This is a genomic window from Aeromicrobium panaciterrae (assembly GCF_031457275.1).
Taxonomy (GTDB): Bacteria; Actinomycetota; Actinomycetes; order Propionibacteriales; family Nocardioidaceae; genus Aeromicrobium; species Aeromicrobium panaciterrae_A.
This window is the reverse complement of sequence record NZ_JAVDWH010000001.1, coordinates 1,487,496-1,503,138: the sequence shown is the minus strand read 5'-3', so window position 1 is coordinate 1,503,138 and position 15,643 is coordinate 1,487,496. Positions and strand designations below refer to the sequence as shown.

Annotated in this window: 18 protein-coding genes; 13 read left to right on the top strand and 5 right to left on the bottom strand. The window is 64.8% G+C overall.

All coding sequences use genetic code 11. The features are described 5' to 3' along the window. The first annotated feature begins 43 nt into the window (after positions 1–43). The 3 genes from J2X11_RS07810 to J2X11_RS07800 all read left to right on the top strand — a co-directional run bounded on the left by J2X11_RS07810 (position 44) and on the right by J2X11_RS07800 (position 3,582). The gene (locus J2X11_RS07810; protein ID WP_309969004.1) at positions 44–667 is read left to right on the top strand and encodes a hypothetical protein; all 624 of its coding nucleotides are present in this window, start codon (positions 44–46) and stop codon (positions 665–667) included. A gap of 289 nt (positions 668–956) precedes the next feature. After that, entirely contained in the window at positions 957–2,642 is a 1,686-nt protein-coding gene (locus J2X11_RS07805) for a nitrite/sulfite reductase (RefSeq protein ID WP_309969001.1), read from the top strand. A gap of 181 nt (positions 2,643–2,823) precedes the next feature. Further along, a complete protein-coding gene (locus J2X11_RS07800) occupies positions 2,824–3,582 on the top strand; it encodes a sirohydrochlorin chelatase (protein WP_309968998.1) in 759 nt (252 codons plus the stop codon). Between the two features lie 24 nt (positions 3,583–3,606). Here the strand turns inward: J2X11_RS07800 and J2X11_RS07795 are convergent, their stop codons facing one another. Continuing rightward, positions 3,607–4,446 carry a PPK2 family polyphosphate kinase gene (locus J2X11_RS07795; RefSeq protein WP_309968995.1) on the bottom strand — a complete coding sequence of 280 codons (840 nt, stop codon included), beginning with the start codon at positions 4,444–4,446 and terminating at the stop codon, positions 3,607–3,609. 39 nt (positions 4,447–4,485) lie between these two features. On the opposite strand from J2X11_RS07795, the gene J2X11_RS07790 reads away from it, so the two are divergent. The 4 genes from J2X11_RS07790 (at position 4,486) to J2X11_RS07775 (ending at position 6,561) form a co-directional block, all read left to right on the top strand. Then, positions 4,486–5,166, top strand: a complete 681-nt coding sequence (locus tag J2X11_RS07790) for a pyrimidine reductase family protein (protein WP_309968992.1) — start codon at positions 4,486–4,488, stop codon at positions 5,164–5,166. A 34-nt stretch (positions 5,167–5,200) separates the two neighbouring features. Next, positions 5,201–5,686 carry a hypothetical protein gene (locus J2X11_RS07785; protein ID WP_309968990.1) on the top strand — a complete coding sequence of 162 codons (486 nt, stop codon included), beginning with the start codon at positions 5,201–5,203 and terminating at the stop codon, positions 5,684–5,686. 107 nt (positions 5,687–5,793) lie between these two features. Beyond that, entirely contained in the window at positions 5,794–6,204 is a 411-nt protein-coding gene (gene msrB / locus J2X11_RS07780; RefSeq protein WP_309968987.1) for a peptide-methionine (R)-S-oxide reductase MsrB, read from the top strand. Positions 6,205–6,213: 9 nt separating this feature from the next. After that, positions 6,214–6,561, top strand: coding sequence for a VOC family protein (locus J2X11_RS07775; RefSeq protein ID WP_309968985.1), 348 nt, complete (start codon positions 6,214–6,216; stop codon positions 6,559–6,561). Here J2X11_RS07775 and hemQ read toward each other — a convergent pair. Genes hemQ through hemE form a run of 3 tightly spaced genes read right to left on the bottom strand, consistent with a single transcriptional unit; the run spans position 6,558 to position 9,625 of the window. Next, positions 6,558–7,262, bottom strand: a complete 705-nt coding sequence (hemQ, locus tag J2X11_RS07770) for a hydrogen peroxide-dependent heme synthase (RefSeq protein WP_309968982.1) — start codon at positions 7,260–7,262, stop codon at positions 6,558–6,560. The genes J2X11_RS07775 and hemQ overlap by 4 nt on opposite strands. Further along, the gene (gene hemG / locus J2X11_RS07765) at positions 7,259–8,569 is read right to left on the bottom strand and encodes a protoporphyrinogen oxidase (RefSeq protein WP_309968979.1); all 1,311 of its coding nucleotides are present in this window, start codon (positions 8,567–8,569) and stop codon (positions 7,259–7,261) included. Before hemG ends, hemQ begins: the two co-directional genes overlap by 4 nt. Positions 8,570–8,584: 15 nt before the next feature. Next, on the bottom strand, positions 8,585–9,625 hold the full coding sequence (gene hemE / locus J2X11_RS07760; RefSeq protein WP_309968976.1) for a uroporphyrinogen decarboxylase: 1,041 nt from the start codon (positions 9,623–9,625) through the stop codon (positions 8,585–8,587). An 85-nt stretch (positions 9,626–9,710) separates the two neighbouring features. Between hemE and J2X11_RS07755 the strand changes: the two genes are divergently transcribed. The 4 genes from J2X11_RS07755 (at position 9,711) to J2X11_RS07740 (ending at position 13,203) form a co-directional block, all read left to right on the top strand. Beyond that, a complete protein-coding gene (locus J2X11_RS07755) occupies positions 9,711–10,301 on the top strand; it encodes a DUF3000 domain-containing protein (RefSeq protein ID WP_309968973.1) in 591 nt (196 codons plus the stop codon). Next, a complete protein-coding gene (locus J2X11_RS07750; RefSeq protein ID WP_309968971.1) occupies positions 10,298–11,554 on the top strand; it encodes a ribonuclease D in 1,257 nt (418 codons plus the stop codon). The genes J2X11_RS07755 and J2X11_RS07750 overlap by 4 nt, the downstream gene beginning before the upstream one ends. 174 nt (positions 11,555–11,728) lie before the next feature. After that, positions 11,729–12,559, top strand: coding sequence for an iron uptake transporter permease EfeU (efeU, locus tag J2X11_RS07745; RefSeq protein WP_309968968.1), 831 nt, complete (start codon positions 11,729–11,731; stop codon positions 12,557–12,559). A gap of 47 nt (positions 12,560–12,606) precedes the next feature. Further along, a complete protein-coding gene (locus J2X11_RS07740; protein ID WP_309968965.1) occupies positions 12,607–13,203 on the top strand; it encodes a hypothetical protein in 597 nt (198 codons plus the stop codon). Between the two features lie 130 nt (positions 13,204–13,333). Here the strand turns inward: J2X11_RS07740 and J2X11_RS07735 are convergent, their stop codons facing one another. Next, positions 13,334–14,284, bottom strand: coding sequence for an aldo/keto reductase (locus J2X11_RS07735; RefSeq protein WP_309968962.1), 951 nt, complete (start codon positions 14,282–14,284; stop codon positions 13,334–13,336). 94 nt (positions 14,285–14,378) lie between these two features. On the opposite strand from J2X11_RS07735, the gene J2X11_RS07730 reads away from it, so the two are divergent. Together J2X11_RS07730 and J2X11_RS07725 are read left to right on the top strand one after the other, a co-directional pair. After that, on the top strand, positions 14,379–14,906 hold the full coding sequence (locus J2X11_RS07730) for a DUF6318 family protein (RefSeq protein WP_309968959.1): 528 nt from the start codon (positions 14,379–14,381) through the stop codon (positions 14,904–14,906). Further along, positions 14,903–15,619 carry a hypothetical protein gene (locus tag J2X11_RS07725; protein WP_309968955.1) on the top strand — a complete coding sequence of 239 codons (717 nt, stop codon included), beginning with the start codon at positions 14,903–14,905 and terminating at the stop codon, positions 15,617–15,619. The genes J2X11_RS07730 and J2X11_RS07725 overlap by 4 nt, the downstream gene beginning before the upstream one ends. The last annotated feature ends 24 nt before the right edge of the window (positions 15,620–15,643 follow it).

Genomic DNA, 15,643 nt, shown 5'->3' with positions numbered 1-15,643 from the left:
TGCCACGCTCACTACCGACCACCAACTGAGAGGCACGCCCTAAATGCGCAAGCCAATTCTCGGAGCGTTGTTCTCAGCGCTCCTCACACTCATTGCTGCCATGGCTCTGCGTGCCGCCGATGCCACTCTCGCGGTCGCCGCGGTTGCGGCTGTCGCGGTGCTGTTCACCTGGTACGCCCAGTTGCACTCCACCGAGGAACGCGGCACTCTCGGCCTGGCCAATCCCGCCTCGGCAGTCACTCTCGCCGTTGTCGGCCGTCGTCCCTGGGGGACGCTGCTGCCGGTACTTGCGGCGCATACGGTCGGCGCCGTCATCGGAGGCTTCGTCGCCCTGGCGCTCGAGGACAAGCTCGGCGACACCCTCGTGTTCACGCAGCCCGGTCTGGTGGTGACGGCCGTCGGAGCAGCGCTGGTCGGCCTGCTCGGTGCCTGGGTGACGCTCAGCATCGACGGTGGCGGCAACGAGACACTGAGTGCCGTACCCACGATCGTGGCTGGAGCAGTGCTCCCGCTCGGTCTGATCGCTGCGTTCCAACCTGCCGCCGTCATCGGCCTGGCGACCGCTGGATTGGTCCCCTGGGACGTTGCACTGGTGGCTGCCGGAGTCGTACTCGCGGCGTCAGCAGCGGGCGCATACGCCGTTTCACTGCTCGTTCCGCAGGAGTGACTCAGCCCACACATTGACCCGCTTTACGCGGGGCAAGCACCTGCTTGTTTCATAATGTGGACAGGTGTCCCACATCATGGGACAAATGCTTGTCGTACGGGTGTCCGGTCCCGCAAACTCAACGCATGCTTTCGGCACAGACTCTCTGGCTCGTGGGACGTATCCACGTGGACCTCGGTCGTGCCCGCAACATGATGTGTCGCTGACAACGCGCCCACCTCTTTCTTTTTGATGGCGCGCGGCGACTAGGCCTCACGCCACGCCGCATGCCCCTGTTCTAGGGAATTTCATGGCACCAGCACCCGGTACCGACACCACTGCCCGTCGACCGCGCCCCAAGCGCGGCGAGGGCCAGTGGGCGCTGGGCTACCGCGAGCCGCTGAATGCCAACGAGCAGTCCAAGAAGGACGACAACCCGCTCAACGTCCGCGCCCGCATCGAGAACATCTACGCGCATCGTGGCTTCTCCTCGATCGATGGTGGCGACCTTCGCGGCCGTTTCCGCTGGTGGGGCCTCTACACGCAGCGCAAGGAAGGCATCGACGGCGGCAAGACCGCAACGCTCGAGCCCGAAGAGCTGGACGCTGAGTACTTCATGATGCGAGTCCGCATCGACGGCGGGCAGCTCAACCTTGAGCAGCTTCGTACGGTCGCTGACATCTCGACCGAGTTCGCTCGCGACACCGCAGACCTCACCGATCGCCAGAACGTCCAGTACCACTGGATCGACGTACGCGACGTGCCGACGATCTGGGAACGCCTCGAAGCGGTCGGCCTGTCGACCCAGGAAGCGTGCGGCGACTGCCCCCGCGTCATCCTCGGCTCCCCCGTCGCCGGCATCTCCGCCGACGAGATCATCGACGCCACCTCTGCCATTGAGGCGATCGAGAGCCAGTTCATCGGCGATCGCGAGTTCTCCAACCTGCCTCGTAAGTTCAAGTCCGCGATCAGCGGTCACCCCGGCCACGACGTCGTCCCGCAGATCAACGACATCGCGTTCACCGGTGCAGTGCACCCCGAGCACGGCCCCGGACTCGACCTCTGGGTCGGTGGCGGATTGTCGACCAACCCGATGCTCGCCCAGCGCGTTGGCGTGTGGGTACCGCTCGACGAGGTGCCCGAGGTCTGGAAGGGCGTTGTCAGCATCTTCCGTGACTACGGCTACCGCCGTCTGCGCACCCGCGCACGCCTGAAGTTCCTCATCGCCGACTGGGGCATCGAGAAGTTCCGCGAAGTCCTCGAGACCGAGTACCTCGAGCGCAAGCTCATCGACCTCGAAGCGCCAGAAGCGCCCGAGACACCTGCTGACCACGTCGGCGTGTTCCCGCAGACGGACGGCAAGTTCTACGTCGGCGCAGCCGCCACGGTGGGTCGCATCTCCGGAACCCTGCTCAACCAGGTCGCCGACATTGTCGAGGCCCACGGCAGCGACCGCGTACGTACGACTCCGATGCAGAAGCTCGTCGTGCTCGACATCGACGAGGACAAGGTCGAGTCGCTGGTCGCCGCACTCGACGAGATCGGTCTGCACGCCCGTCCTTCGCAGTGGCGCCGCAACACGATGGCCTGCACCGGCATCGAGTACTGCAAGCTCGCCATCGTCGAGACCAAGCAGCGTGCTGCTGACCTGATCGACGAGCTCGAGCAGCGTGTCCCCGAGCTCGACACTCCGATCACGGTGAACGTCAACGGTTGCCCCAACTCCTGCGCCCGCATCCAGACGGCCGACATCGGCCTGAAGGGAATGCTCGTCATGGACGAGCACGGCGAGCAGGTCGAGGGCTTCCAGGTTCACCTCGGTGGCGCACTCGGACTCGAGGCCGGCTTCGGTCGCAAGCTCCGCGCACACAAGGTCACCGCCGATCACCTCCCCGAGTACGTCGAGAAGTTGTCGCGCACGTACCTCGAGCAGCGCGACGACTCTGAGTCGTTCGCTCGCTGGGTCGCTCGTGTCGACGAGGAGGTCCTCCGATGACCGGTCGCGCGGTTCCATTTCACTGCCCGTACTGCGCCGACGAGGACCTTCGTCCCCACGGCGAACAGCACGGCGAGTGGGAATGTCGCTCGTGTCTGAGGGCATTCAAGCTCAACTTCATCGGCCAACTTGCAAACCCCGCAACAACCAACCCCGCATCACCCGGAAGGAGGCACACATCATGACCGCACCAGCACTTATTGCTCTTGCGCATGGCAGCCGCGACCCGCGTTCTGCCGCCACTATCAACGCCCTCACGGAGCTGGTCGCATGCATGCGTCCCGACCTCCGAGTGGAGCCTGCGTTCCTCGACCTCGCGGAGCCCAGCTTCGATGCGGCCGTCGACCGTCTGGTCGCCGAAGGGCACCAGGAGATCGTCGTCGTACCGCTGCTGCTGAGCGAGGCTTACCACGCACGGGTCGACGTACCCGCTGCGATCGAGGCCGCGGTTCAGCGTCATGACGGCATCCAGGTCCACGCCACACGCGTGCTTGGCATGGAGGCCGCGTTCTTCCGCGTGCTCGACACGCGACTGCGTGAAGCGCTCTCCAAGAACCGTGTACGTGAGCTCGACGCACTCGTGCTTGCCGGTGCAGGCTCGTCCGACCCGATCGCGAACGCTGCGATCTCCCGGGCTGCCCGCGCTTGGGGCGCTCACCACAAGCTGCCGACGATCGCCGCCTTCGCGTCGAGCGTTCCGCCAGCTGCCGGTGAGGCCGTACGCCAGCACCGTGCCGACGGTCGTCGTCACATCGCGGTTGGCACGCTCTTCCTCGCACCGGGCGTCCTGCCCGACCGCGTGGCCGAGCTCGCCTACGAGGCCGGAGCCGTTGCGGTCGCCGAGCCGCTGGGTGCAGACGTCGAAGTGGCCCGGGTCATCCTGGCTCGCTACGCCGTCGGCGCTGTCGACCTCGTACCGCTGGACGCACTCTTCGCCTGATCAGCAGGACCAGACAGGCCCGCCTCACGTGTTTGCGAGGCGGGCCTTCTCGGCATCTACGTCGAAATTGGCGGGCGGCCACTCGAGGTTGAGGCCACGAAGCTTCTCTGCGAGCAGCGCCGCCACAGCCCAGTTGCGGTACCACTTGCGACCGCTCGGAATCAGGTGCCATGGCGCCCATTCGGTTGAGCAACGCTCGATGGCGATCTCGTACGCGCGCTGGTAGTCATCCCAGAGCATCCGCTCGTTGACGTCGTTGGGGTTGTACTTCCAGTGCTTGGCCGGATCCTCGAGGCGCGCGGCGAGGCGCTCCTTCTGGTCATCGGAGTGGATGTGCAGGAAGCACTTGATGACCACACCCCCGGACTCGACGAACTTCTTCTCGAACTCGTTGATCGCGTCGTACCGCCGCTCGATCTCTTGCGGCTCAGCCAGCTGACGTACGCGGGCGATGAGCACGTCCTCGTATTGCGAGCGATCGAAGACGCCGATCTTCCCCGGAGCTGGCAGTCCCTTCTCGATGCGCCACAGGAAGTCGTGCTTGAGCTCTTCCTGTGTCGGCTTCTTGAACGACGTGATGGTGAGTCCCAATGGGTCGACCAGGCCCGCGGCATGCCGGATGATGCCGCCCTTGCCGGAAGTGTCCATTCCCTGCAGCAACAGGAGGACCTTCCTGTCGGAAATCTTGGCGTCACCGTTGGCGTACAGCCGTTCCTGCAGGTCACTGAGCTCTTCTCCGAGCAGCGTGAGCGACTTCGCCGAGTCGTCCTTGCCGCCGTCGAAGCCAGTCGTGGCGCGCGAGTCGTAGTCGGCGAGCTTGATCTTGCCGGAGACGGCGAGCTGCTCATCAAGAGTCTTGGCCATGTTCGGGAGTATGCCGGAGAGACGCCATACGATGCACTCATGTTTCCGGAGCAGGCTGAGCTTGAGCGTCTGTACGCCTACCCCGAGGGCAAGACCTGGGTGCGGACGAACTTCGTCTCGACACTGGACGGAGCCGCGTACGACGAGAGCGGCAAGTCCGGCTCACTCGGCGGCGAGGTCGACAAGCGCGTCTTCGCGCTGCTGAGGTCACTTGCCGATGTGATCATCGTTGGCGCCGGAACCGCTCGTACCGAGGGATACCAACCCGTCGGGACCGATGAGGTTGATGGAGACCTCCGCTCACGGCTCGGGCTCGCTCCCGTGCCGCCGATTGCCGTGGTCAGCCGCCGGCTCGACATCCCCGACGTACTCCGCGATCAACTGCTGATCACCACGACCGACGCTCCTGGACTCGCCGAGCTGCGCGACGAGATGGACGTACTCGCGTTCGGTGAGGGTGTCATCGACTGGCCAGCAGTTCTTGCCGAGCTCGCCTCCCGTGGACTGACACGCGTGCTCTGCGAGGGCGGCCCAACGCTGCACGGAACTCTCGTCGCGCACGACCTGGTCGACGACCTGTGTCTCACGATTGCGCCGGTTCTTGCCGCTGGCGCCGCGCCTCGTATCGCCCACGGACCCCAGGCCGTCACGACCCACATGCAGAGAGCGCACGTACTCGACGCCGACGGAGTCCTGCTCACGCGTTGGGTGCGGTCGTAGTCTGAGACCACGGACATCCACCGAGAGGCTACGTATGTATGACGTCGCACTGCTGATCGAACGACAGCTCAACGATCTCGACGCGGATCAGATCATCGCTTTGCACGAAGGGCTCGAAGACACCGTCCGCTATCACCTGCTGCTTCCCGTTCAGCCGTCCGCTGCGGTGCTGACCGCCTCGATGGGCACGCTCGGCGGACAGGTCCCGCTCACCGAGCCTGACATCCTCGAGGACGTACAGCACGAGATCGTGCAGGCCGGCCAGGCGGAGCTCGACGCCAGCGCTGCACTCATCGCTGCCCGAGGCGCCGACGTCACGAGTCTGCTGACCGAGGAAGATCCGATCGACGCCCTGATCGCCATGGTCAAGGACACCGGCTCGGACGAAGTCATCATTTTGACCGAGCCGCACATCGTGAAGGAGTTCCTCCAGATCGACTGGACCTCCCGCGCCCAACGCAAGCTCGACGTTCCCAGCATCCACCTCCTCGAGCACGTACCTTTTGATGCCCAACGCTAGCGAGGCCCGGTTCCTAGGGAGGCCGCCCGCGGCCGACCGGGAGCGAGCGAGGAACGAGCGAGCGAAGGACGACGCGCAGCGCTAGGAGCCGCGCGTACGCTTGAGGCATGGCTTACGACGTTGAAAAGACCGAGGAAGAGTGGAAGGCCGAGCTCAGCCCGGCCGAGTACGACGTGCTCCGCAAGGCCGGCACCGAGCGCCCGTTCAGCTCCTCGTACGAGACCGATCCGACGGTGGGCGTCTACAAGTGCCGCGCCTGCAACGCGGAGCTGTTTCGCAGCAACACGAAGTTTGACGCTCACTGCGGCTGGCCCGCGTTCTACGAGCCGCTCGCCGAGGATCGCGTCGAGTACATCGAGGACCGCTCGATGTTCGGCGGTGTCCGCACCGAGGTCAGATGTGCCACATGTGGCTCGCACTTGGGCCACGTGTTCAAGGGTGAAGGCTTCGGCACTCCGACCGATGAGCGCTTCTGCATCAACGGCATTGCCCTGAGCCTGGAGCCCAAGAACGACTAACGTCGTGCCATGACGCTCTCGTTGCACATGGTCACAGTCGACAGCACGGATCCGATGCCGCTTGCCCAATGGTGGGCTGAGCAGCTCGGCGGTCAGATCGAGGCCGAGATGGGTGGCTGGTACATCATCGTCGGCCTGCCAGGGATTGCTCAGAAGGTGTCATTCCAGAAGGTTGACGAGACGACGTCGGGCAAGAACCGACTGCATCTCGACCTCAGCACGCAGGATCTTGAGGGCGACACGAAGCGGTTGTTGGACGCCGGCGCGGGGCTCGTTCAGGAGCACCATATGGAGCAGTTCAGTTGGAACGTCTTCACCGACCCCGACGGCAACCAGTTCTGCGTCGCCCAGGCCTAGGGCCAGAGGGTGGTGAGCTCGCTGACGGTGTGAGCCTGACCGGTGTAGAACGGGATCTCCTCGCGCACATGGCGTCGCGCTTCAGTGGCGCGCAGCTCGCGCATCAGGTCGACGATGCGGTGCAGCTCGTCAGCTTCGAAGGCCAGGATCCACTCGTAGTCGCCGAGCGCGAACGAGGCGACGGTGTTGGCGCGAACGTCGGGGTAGTCCCGCGCGGCCATGCCGTGCTCCTTGAGGATGTCGCGGCGCTCTTGGTCGGGCAGCAGGTACCAGTCGTACGAACGCACGAACGGGTAGACGCAAACGAAGGGATGCGTCTCTTCCTCGGCCATGAAGGCAGGAATATGTGAGCGGTTGAACTCCGCGGGACGATGCAGCGCTAGTTGCGACCAGACCGGAGCCATACGTGAGCCGAGTGCCGTGCGACGGAACGAGTTATATGCCGCCTGCAGCGCTTCGCTCGTCGGCGAGTGCCACCAGATCATCAGGTCGGCGTCGGCGCGAAGTCCACTGACGTCGTACGTTCCGCGGACCACGACATCGTCAGCTGCGAGCTTGGCGATCAGCGCCTCGACCTCGGCGGCCTCGGCCTGGCGATCGGCATCGCCGAGTACGCGCTCGAGCTTGAAGACCGACCACATCGTGTAGCGGATCGTGTCGTTGATCTCTTTGGCCAGCTTGCCTTTGTTCGCGACGCTCATGAGGCCATTGTCCCACCGAGCAGCCGGCGCGCGGCAGCCTGTCCGGACGCGATCACGGCGGGAATGCCGACACCGCGATAGGCGGCGCCGCAGACCTCGAGTCCCGGCACGGTCGCAATGTCGCGCTCGATCGTGTCGACGCGGTCGAGGTGACCAACGGCGTACTGCGGCAGACCACCTCCCCAGCGCTGCACAAGCGAGTCGAGCGGGTCAGGCAGGCCACCAAACGCCGTACGCAGGTCGGCCAATGCTCGGGCGGTGAGGTCTGTGTCATCGCTCTGCAGCAGAGTCGCCTCCCCGGCCCGTCCAACCGAGGCACGAATGACCGTACGACCGGTGTCGGCGACCCATCCCCACTTGTTCGAAGAAATGGTGGCGGCCTTGATGAACGTGCCGTCAACGGGTGGCACCAGGAATCCGGACCCCTCGAAGCTCGGCCCGTCGTCAAAGACGTACGTGACTAGCGCGACGCTGGCGTAGTCGATCGCCGCCAGGGCGAACGCCGCGTCAGGCGCGACCTCGGCCAACAGGCGTGCGGCTGCCGGTGCCGGAGCGGCGACGACGACCGCATCGACGTCGATTACCTCGACATCGGTGGTTGGGCCGACCGAGATTCGCCAACCGTCATTCGTACGGGCGACCTCGCGAACGGTCGCGTCGAGGCGGACCTCGATGCCTGCGGCGACTGCGTCGGGCAGCTGCCCGACTCCCCCAACAAGACCGGCGAACACAGGACCCGAGGCGGCGGCCTCCGCCCTTGCCTTCGTCGCTCCCGCGAGGAGGTCGCTGCCGAGTGCTGCGATCTGTGGTGCCGTGGCCTGCAGCGAGAGCTGATCGGCATGCCCGGCGTACACACCACCAAGCAGCGGCTCGACGAGCCTGTCGACCACGTCAGCGCCGAGTCGCGCGCTCACGAACTCCGCGACCGACACATCAGCTTCGGGGACATCTACGACATGAGGAGTGACTTCGGCGATGCCGTTGAGCTCAGCTGAAGCAGGAATGCCCATCACGGTCGGCGGCATGGCGCGCAGGGAGCCGTGAGTCCAGATCGCGGCGTCGCTCGTACGCGGGTTGACCACGCGATCGTCGAGACCGACGGCGTGCATGAGGTCGAGCCCTTCGGGACGACGAGCCAGGATCGATTCCGCACCCAGGTCGAGGGACAGTCCACCGACCTCGCCGAGCAGCAACTTGCCACCGAGGCGGCTGGAGCCCTCGAGCAGAACGACATCGGCGCCGTCGTCAGCGAGCTGGCGGGCAGCAGCAAGCCCCGCCATGCCACCGCCGACGATTGCAACGCGCACGGTCAGTTCCCGTTCTTATAGGGAGATGTCGTAGCCGTGGACGAAGTCGACGAGCCGAGCCAACGAGTCGGGATCGGTTGCCGGGAGAACACCATGGCCGAGGTTGAACACATGTCCTTCGGCGCTGCGACCGGCATCGATGATCTCCGCGGCACGCGCATGTACGAGCTCGGTCGGCGCGAAGAGCAGTGTCGGATCCAGGTTGCCCTGCACAGCCTTGCCCGGGCCAACGCGGCGTACGGCTTCGTCGAGCGGCACTCGCCAGTCGACGCCGACAACATCAGCGCCAGCCTGGCCCATCGAGTGCAACAGCTCGCCCGTGCCCACACCGAAGTGGATGCGGGGTACGTCGAGGTCGGCGACCGATTCGAGCACAGCGGCCGAATGCGGACGTACGTACTTCTCGTAGTCCGCGAGCGAGAGGTTGCCAGCCCACGAATCGAAGAGCTGGATCGCCGAAGCACCGGCCTCAACCTGCAGGCGCAGGAACTGGCCAGCGATCACCGAGATGCGGGTGAGCAACGCGTGCCACAGGTCGGGGTCGGAGTACATCAGCTGCTTGGTCTTGCGGTGGTCCTTCGAGGGACCGCCTTCGACGAGGTAGGACGCGAGGGTGAACGGTGCTCCAGCGAAGCCGATCAGCGGTGTCGAGCCGAGTTCGACGACCAGCGCCTTCACGGCATCGGTGATCGTCGTGACGTCATCGGCTTCGAGATCGCGGAACTGGTCGAGCTGCGCGTGGGTACTGACCGGATCAGCGATCACCGGACCCACACCCGGCACGATGTCGAGGTCGACACCGATCGCCTTGAGCGGGACGACGATGTCGGAGAAGAAGATCGCCGCGTCGACGCCATAGCGGCGTACGGGCTGCATCGTGATCTCGACGACCATGTCGGTGCGGAAGCACGAGTCGAGCATGGCGACGCCTTCGCGCAGCTTGAGGTACTCCGGCAACGAGCGGCCGGCCTGCCTCATGAACCACACGGGCGTGTGCTCGGGCTGCTCGCCACGGCACGCTTGAAGGAAGGCACTGTCGGTCAGGGTTGCGGTCACCCATCCATTGTCTCAGGGCGCAGTCTGTCCGGCCGAGCGGAGTGTCGGGATCCCGCGCTGACCCCATCGCGCCTACGATCACAGTGTGGGAGCCCGAAGTGAAATAGACCGCACCCCCGCACAATTCACGGCTGCGGTCGAACAGGTACGGCACGCGTCGCTTCGACCTGAGGTCGTGGTCGACGAGATGCCCGCGCCCCAACGCATCGCCCCACACTCGTTCGCCATCAGTGGCGATGTGCTCGTCGGCGAAGAAGAGCTCGCTACCGGCCGCTTCATCCTGTTGCACGATCCGGCGGGCAATGACGCATGGGGCGGTACGTTCCGCTGCGTCACCTTCGCTCGCGCCGAGGTCGAGGCCGACATGGCCGCCGACCCCATGCTTGCGAGCGTCGGGTGGAGCTGGCTCACCGAGTCACTCGAGGCTCAGGGCAGTCACCACACCGCAGCCAGCGGCAGCGTGACCGTCGTACGGTCCGAAGGCTTTGGCGAGATGGATGCCGACGGTTCCAGCGCGCAGATCGAAGTACGTGCGTCGTGGACGCCGTTGATGGACGCCAAGTCCACGATGGCGACCCATGCGAGCGCCTGGACTGATCTGCTGTGTGCCATCGCCGGTTTGCCCCCGCTCGCTCCAGGTGTGATCCGACTCCAGCGCAAGCGTGGCGTTCGTTGACGGTTGCAGAAGAACCCGAGACACCGGTGACGGTGGAGCCGGTCGAGCCGGAGGCCCCGCGCCTCCAGCTTCGCGAACCACTCACCGCAGTCGTCGACACTCCGGCGGCACTGGCTGAGACGTGCGAACGGATCGCGGCAGGCACCGGCCCGATCGCCCTGGACGCCGAACGCGCCTCCGGCTACCGCTATTCGCAGCGTGCGTACCTCGTGCAGGTCAGGCGCGAAGGCTCCGGCACACACCTGATCGACCCGATCGCGTTCGACAACCTGATCACCCTCGACACCGCCTTCGACGGCAACGAGTGGATCCTGCACGCAGCAACGCAGGACCTCATGTGTCTGGCCGAGGTCGGCCTCTACCCCGAGTCACTGTTCGACACCGAACTGGCCGGCCGTCTGCTCAACCTTCCTCGAGTGGGTCTTGCGGCGCTCGTCGAGCACTACCTCGGCTTGAGCTTGGCCAAGGAGTTCTCGGCCGCTGACTGGTCAACGCGCCCGCTGCCGGACCCGTGGCTCGTCTACGCGGCCCTCGACGTCGAGGTGTTGGTCGAGCTGCGCAATCTGATCGACGCCGACCTCGTCGAGGCAGGCAAGCGCGAGTGGGCTGCCGAAGAGTTCGAGGCACTGCTCACGTTCCAGGGACCGCCGGAGCGCAAAGAGCCGTGGCGCCGCACGTCGAGCATCCACAAGGCTCGAGGACGACGCGCACTCGCCGTCGTACGCGAGCTCTGGGAGGCACGAGACGCCATCGCGACCGATCGCGACATCACGCCCGGGCGCATCCTCCCCGATTCGTCGATCATCGAGATCGCCGTCACCTCGCCTCAAGACCTCAACTCGCTGAAGTCGATGAAGGTCATGAAGAACCGCGGGCCACGTCGTTTTGTCAGCGAGTGGTTCGACGCCGTCGAACGCGGACTGGCCCTGCCCGAGATCAAACTGCCCACCACCGGGCAGAAGGTCGACGGTCCCCCGCCGCCGCGCGCCTGGGCCGACAAGAAGCCCATCGCCGCCGTACGCCTCGGCCGCACCCGCGAGGTGGTCACGTCACTCGCCGAGAAGCACAATCTCCCGGCCGAAAACCTGATCAGCCCGCAGCTCGTACGCAATCTCGCATGGGAGCCACCCGAGGACCTCACGGTCGATGTGGTGTCGGCATCCCTGGCGGCACAGGGTGCCCGCCAATGGCAGATCGGTCTCATCGGAGAGCTGTTGACCGAAGCGCTCGACGCACCAGAAGAGGCCGAGTAATCGTCCGCTAAGGAGCGGAGCGACTGGGAGGCCGAGGTACGAGGCCGAAGCGTTGTCAGACGCATGACTCAAGCGAGCCTCTCGTCGTACGCCCCTTCGCTTCGCTCCCGCTCCTCGCAGAGCTCGTCGCTAGGGGACGGGGCGGAGTGAGGGTCGCCTTAGTAGACTGCCCTCATGCTCGCCAACTTCCTGATCGGTCTACGCGAAGGCCTCGAAGCCTCATTGATCGTCAGCATCTTGGTGGCGTACCTCGTGAAGTCCAAACGCCGGCACGAGATCCGGTACGTCTGGATCGGCGTTTCGTCGGCCCTGGTGCTGGTGGTCGCGGTGTTCTCGGCGATCAACGTGGCGTTCGACCAGCTGTCGTTCAAGACCCAAGAGATCGTCGGCGGCACGATGTCAATCCTCGCCGCCGGCCTCGTCACCTGGATGATCTTCTGGATGCGCCGCACAGCGCGCTCGCTCAAGTCGGAGCTCGAAGGTCAGATGTCTGCCGCCCTCGGACCGTTCGCCCTGGCCACCGTCGCCTTCGTCACGGTCGGCCGTGAGGGCCTCGAGACAGCAGCCATCATCTGGTCGACGATCAAGGGCAGCACCACGGCTCAGCCCTTCGTCGGCGCCACGGGAGGAATCCTCGTCGCCGTCATCCTCGGCTTCCTGATCTACCGCGGTGCGATCCGCATCAACCTCAGCACGTTCTTCACGATCACCGGCGCACTCCTGATCATCGTCGCGGCCGGCGTTCTCGCGTACGGCATCTTCGATCTGCAGGAGGCGCGCGTACTCCCCGGCTTCAGCGATCGAGTCTTCGACATCTCGTCGACGATTCCGCCGGACAGCTGGTATGGCACGTTGCTTAAGGGCACGATCAACTTCCAGCCCGACCCCTCGTGGCTGCAGGTCATCGCGTGGGTCGGCTACCTCGTACCGGTGCTGTGGCTCTACCTCCGCAAGCCGAAGCCGGCTGCAGCAAAGCCCGAACCAGCAAGTGTCACAGCAGGCTGATTCAGGTACGTCCGGTTACGGTGGTCGCATGAAACGCGGGTGGCTGCATGACTGAGCGGTTCAAGAAGCCTGCTCTGCCCGGCGCCGAGCTGTTCGAGTCGCAGGCCGACAACGTGTCCGACCCGGCCGAGATGGCGGCCGCTGGCCACCGCATCGCCAACCTCCTCGTACGCGGTCCGCGCAACGATGAAGATCAGGGACTCGTCGATCGCGTCCTGCACCTCGCGGACGCTGAGGGACTCGGCGTCATCGCCGACCTCTGGTCTCATGCGGCCGCCGACACCGTCGCCGGATCACTGTGGCGCCTCTACCTGCTTCGTACGTGGGTCTACCGCTCGCCCGAGCAAGCCGCGCGCGAATATGCAGCAGGCAAGGCCTACGCGCCCGTACACGAAGTGCTCGCCGGCGTCGTTGACCCTCCTGGCCCTGACGAAGTCATGGCACTGGTCGACACTGTGATCCGCGGTGTCGTTGGCGAAGACTTCGATGTGACTCTCGATCGAGCCGCAGCATTCGCGCACATCATCGGTGTCGGTCGCGGGCAACTCGAGTCCGGCGACCCGCACAGCGCAGCCAAATTGGTCGACACTGCAATGCACCTGAGGCACTGCGCCGAGCTCGAACGCGCCGCACGCCTGCACTGATTGCACTTGAGGTCGAGGGCCTGTCAGTTAGGCTTATCTATGCGTCGGGCTGTGGTAGCCCCGGGACCTAAAATCAGCCGCTTCGAGCGGCCACGCGCCGTGAGGCGCTTCCCAGCCCGGCGCATCATCTTCAGGCGAATGTCGTGTACGACTGGTCCGGTTTGCCGATCAACGCGAGCTCTTCAAGGTCGCTGTCTGAGGGCGTCCACTCCCCTGCTTTCGCGTTGGCAGCAACCTGCTCAGGCTTGGTCGCACCAGCGATGACACTGGCCACTGCGGGCTGCGCGGCAAGGCCACCGATGGCGAGGTCGAGGATCGAAATGCTGCGGGCATTCGCGAATGCCTCCAGCGCTTCGATGGTGTCCCAGTTGGCCGCTTCGAGGCGATGCGTCTGCACTGCAAGCCTCGTACCTTCTGGAGCCTGCTCGCCACGTCGGTACTTGCCGGTCAGCAATCCGTACGCCAGCGGGAAGTACGGCAGGATGCCGACGCCCAGCTCCAGGCAGGCCGGTACGAGCTCGGTCTCAGCGGTGCGGTTGTAGAGCGAGTACTCGTTCTGCGCCGTCACGAACGAGGCGAAGCCCTTGGTCTTCGACACCCAGTCCGCGTCCACTGCCTGCCAGGCCTGCAGGTTTGAACTGCCGATAGCGCGCACCTTGCCCTCGACGACGAGCTCATTCAGTGCACCGAGCGTCTCCTCGATCGGCGTCTGCGGATCCGGCGTGTGCAGTTGGTAGAGATCGATGTGATCGGTTCCGAGTCGCTTCAGGCTCGCGTCAATCGCAGTCTTCACGTAAGCGGCGCTGCCTCGGCGGCCCTGGTCGTCGCCGTTGCGACCCTGGAGATCCATGCCGAACTTGGTGGCAATGATGACTTCGTCGCGGCGTCCCTCGAGTGCTTTGCCGAGCAGCACTTCGCTCTCGCCGTACACATCGGCGGTGTCGAAGAAGTTCACGCCATGCTCGAAACACGCGTCCACGACGGCGGTGGTCTGGTCCTGGTCGATCCGGGTGCCGAAGGCGTTGCAGCCGACGCCAACGGTCGAGACCTTGATGTCGCTGGAGCCGAGGGTGCGAGTCATGTGGCCAGCCTAGGCCGTCGTCCACAGGAGCAAATTGAGTGCTGACAAACCCCGCCCTGCTCGGTAGGTTTTTCGCATTCGATTCGGGGGGATCATGCTGAGACTTGCCGTAGCCACTTCGCTGTTGATCCTGGTTGCCGGGTGCACTGATCCCGAGCCCAAAGAACCCAAACCCACGACGTCTGCCACGCCCACCGCGACAGCACCGACGATGCCCGCGCAGGCGAAGGAGAACACCCCCGAAGGCGCCTCAGCCTTCGTCGCCCACTACATCGACGTTTTCAACTACGCGGCGAACACCGGCGATGTGGCGGAACTTTCCCGGCTCTCTTCGCCCAAATGCAGCGGTTGTGAGAACTACATCCAGCTGTACCGAGACACCTATGAAAATGGCGGATTCTTCAAGGGTTCAGATTGGAAGCTTGGCGAGCTTGAGGTCACATTCGACGACGGCAAGGCTCTGGTGTTTGCAACGGTCAAATCGGAACCCGGCACTTACGCGGAATCCAGTTCAGCCACTCCGCAGCCGGGCAATCCCGAGGATTCCGACCTGACATTCGTCCTCATCAAGAAGTCCCAGGCGTGGACGCTCGAGACTCTCGAACTGCAGGCTGCGTCGTGATCCGTCCAGCGATCGTGCTCCTTTCGAGCCTGCTCTTCCTCGGCACGAACTGCCCCAGCAGCTTCGCAGGTGTTGACGTGACGCCGAAGCCCAAAGACGCGCGAATTCAGCTCGACGCGGGACGAGAGTCTCCAGGAAGCAAGCACTCCTTCGATCGAGTCTTTGGCAAGCGAGCGGACGGTCCCAAATTCATTCAGGTTGCGTGCAGGACCGACGAAGAGAACCTGACTTTCGGATGCCGGGCAATTCAGCCGGTCGATCCTGATGGGCCTGAGCTGACTGAGGGTGCGATCTTGCGGGCCGCTCGGGAGCTGGGGTTGCCGAGCCTTGAGGTACAGATTCAGCCGGGCGCTTCAACGCTCGTGAACGTGCCGACGATCTTCTACGCCGAGCCAGAAGCATTCAACCGAAGCGTGACGCTGCTGGGCTTCGACATCGACCTGATCGCAACGCCGATCCGCTATCGCTGGCTTCACGGCGACGGCACGGCATCGACGACGGCCAAGCCCGGCAAGCCGTATCCGTCGACCGACGTGACCTATCGCTACCGGCAGCCCGCCGAGGCGATCAGCCCACGCGTCGACGTGACATATCGGGTGCGATACCGCGTCGATGGCGGCTCGTGGAACACGATCGACCAGACCCTCCTCGCGTCAGGACCAACCACGTCGCTCGAGGTCAAAGAGGCAGCCCCAGTCCTCACCCACCCGTGACTTCTGCGAGTGCGAGTATGGACA

Bases quoted from the DNA above. Each gene is read 5' to 3' on its own strand.
- J2X11_RS07810 (WP_309969004.1), top strand. From the start codon at position 44: ATGCGCAAGCCAATTCTCGGAGCGTTGTTCTCAGCGCTCCTCACACTC.
- J2X11_RS07805 (WP_309969001.1), top strand. From the start codon at position 957: ATGGCACCAGCACCCGGTACCGACACCACTGCCCGTCGACCGCGCCCC.
- J2X11_RS07800 (WP_309968998.1), top strand. From the start codon at position 2,824: ATGACCGCACCAGCACTTATTGCTCTTGCGCATGGCAGCCGCGACCCG.
- J2X11_RS07795 (WP_309968995.1), bottom strand. From the start codon at position 4,446: ATGGCCAAGACTCTTGATGAGCAGCTCGCCGTCTCCGGCAAGATCAAG.
- J2X11_RS07790 (WP_309968992.1), top strand. From the start codon at position 4,486: ATGTTTCCGGAGCAGGCTGAGCTTGAGCGTCTGTACGCCTACCCCGAG.
- J2X11_RS07785 (WP_309968990.1), top strand. From the start codon at position 5,201: ATGTATGACGTCGCACTGCTGATCGAACGACAGCTCAACGATCTCGAC.
- msrB (WP_309968987.1), top strand. From the start codon at position 5,794: ATGGCTTACGACGTTGAAAAGACCGAGGAAGAGTGGAAGGCCGAGCTC.
- J2X11_RS07775 (WP_309968985.1), top strand. From the start codon at position 6,214: ATGACGCTCTCGTTGCACATGGTCACAGTCGACAGCACGGATCCGATG.
- hemQ (WP_309968982.1), bottom strand. From the start codon at position 7,262: ATGAGCGTCGCGAACAAAGGCAAGCTGGCCAAAGAGATCAACGACACG.
- efeU (WP_309968968.1), top strand. From the start codon at position 11,729: ATGCTCGCCAACTTCCTGATCGGTCTACGCGAAGGCCTCGAAGCCTCA.
- J2X11_RS07740 (WP_309968965.1), top strand. From the start codon at position 12,607: ATGACTGAGCGGTTCAAGAAGCCTGCTCTGCCCGGCGCCGAGCTGTTC.
- J2X11_RS07735 (WP_309968962.1), bottom strand. From the start codon at position 14,284: ATGACTCGCACCCTCGGCTCCAGCGACATCAAGGTCTCGACCGTTGGC.
- J2X11_RS07730 (WP_309968959.1), top strand. From the start codon at position 14,379: ATGCTGAGACTTGCCGTAGCCACTTCGCTGTTGATCCTGGTTGCCGGG.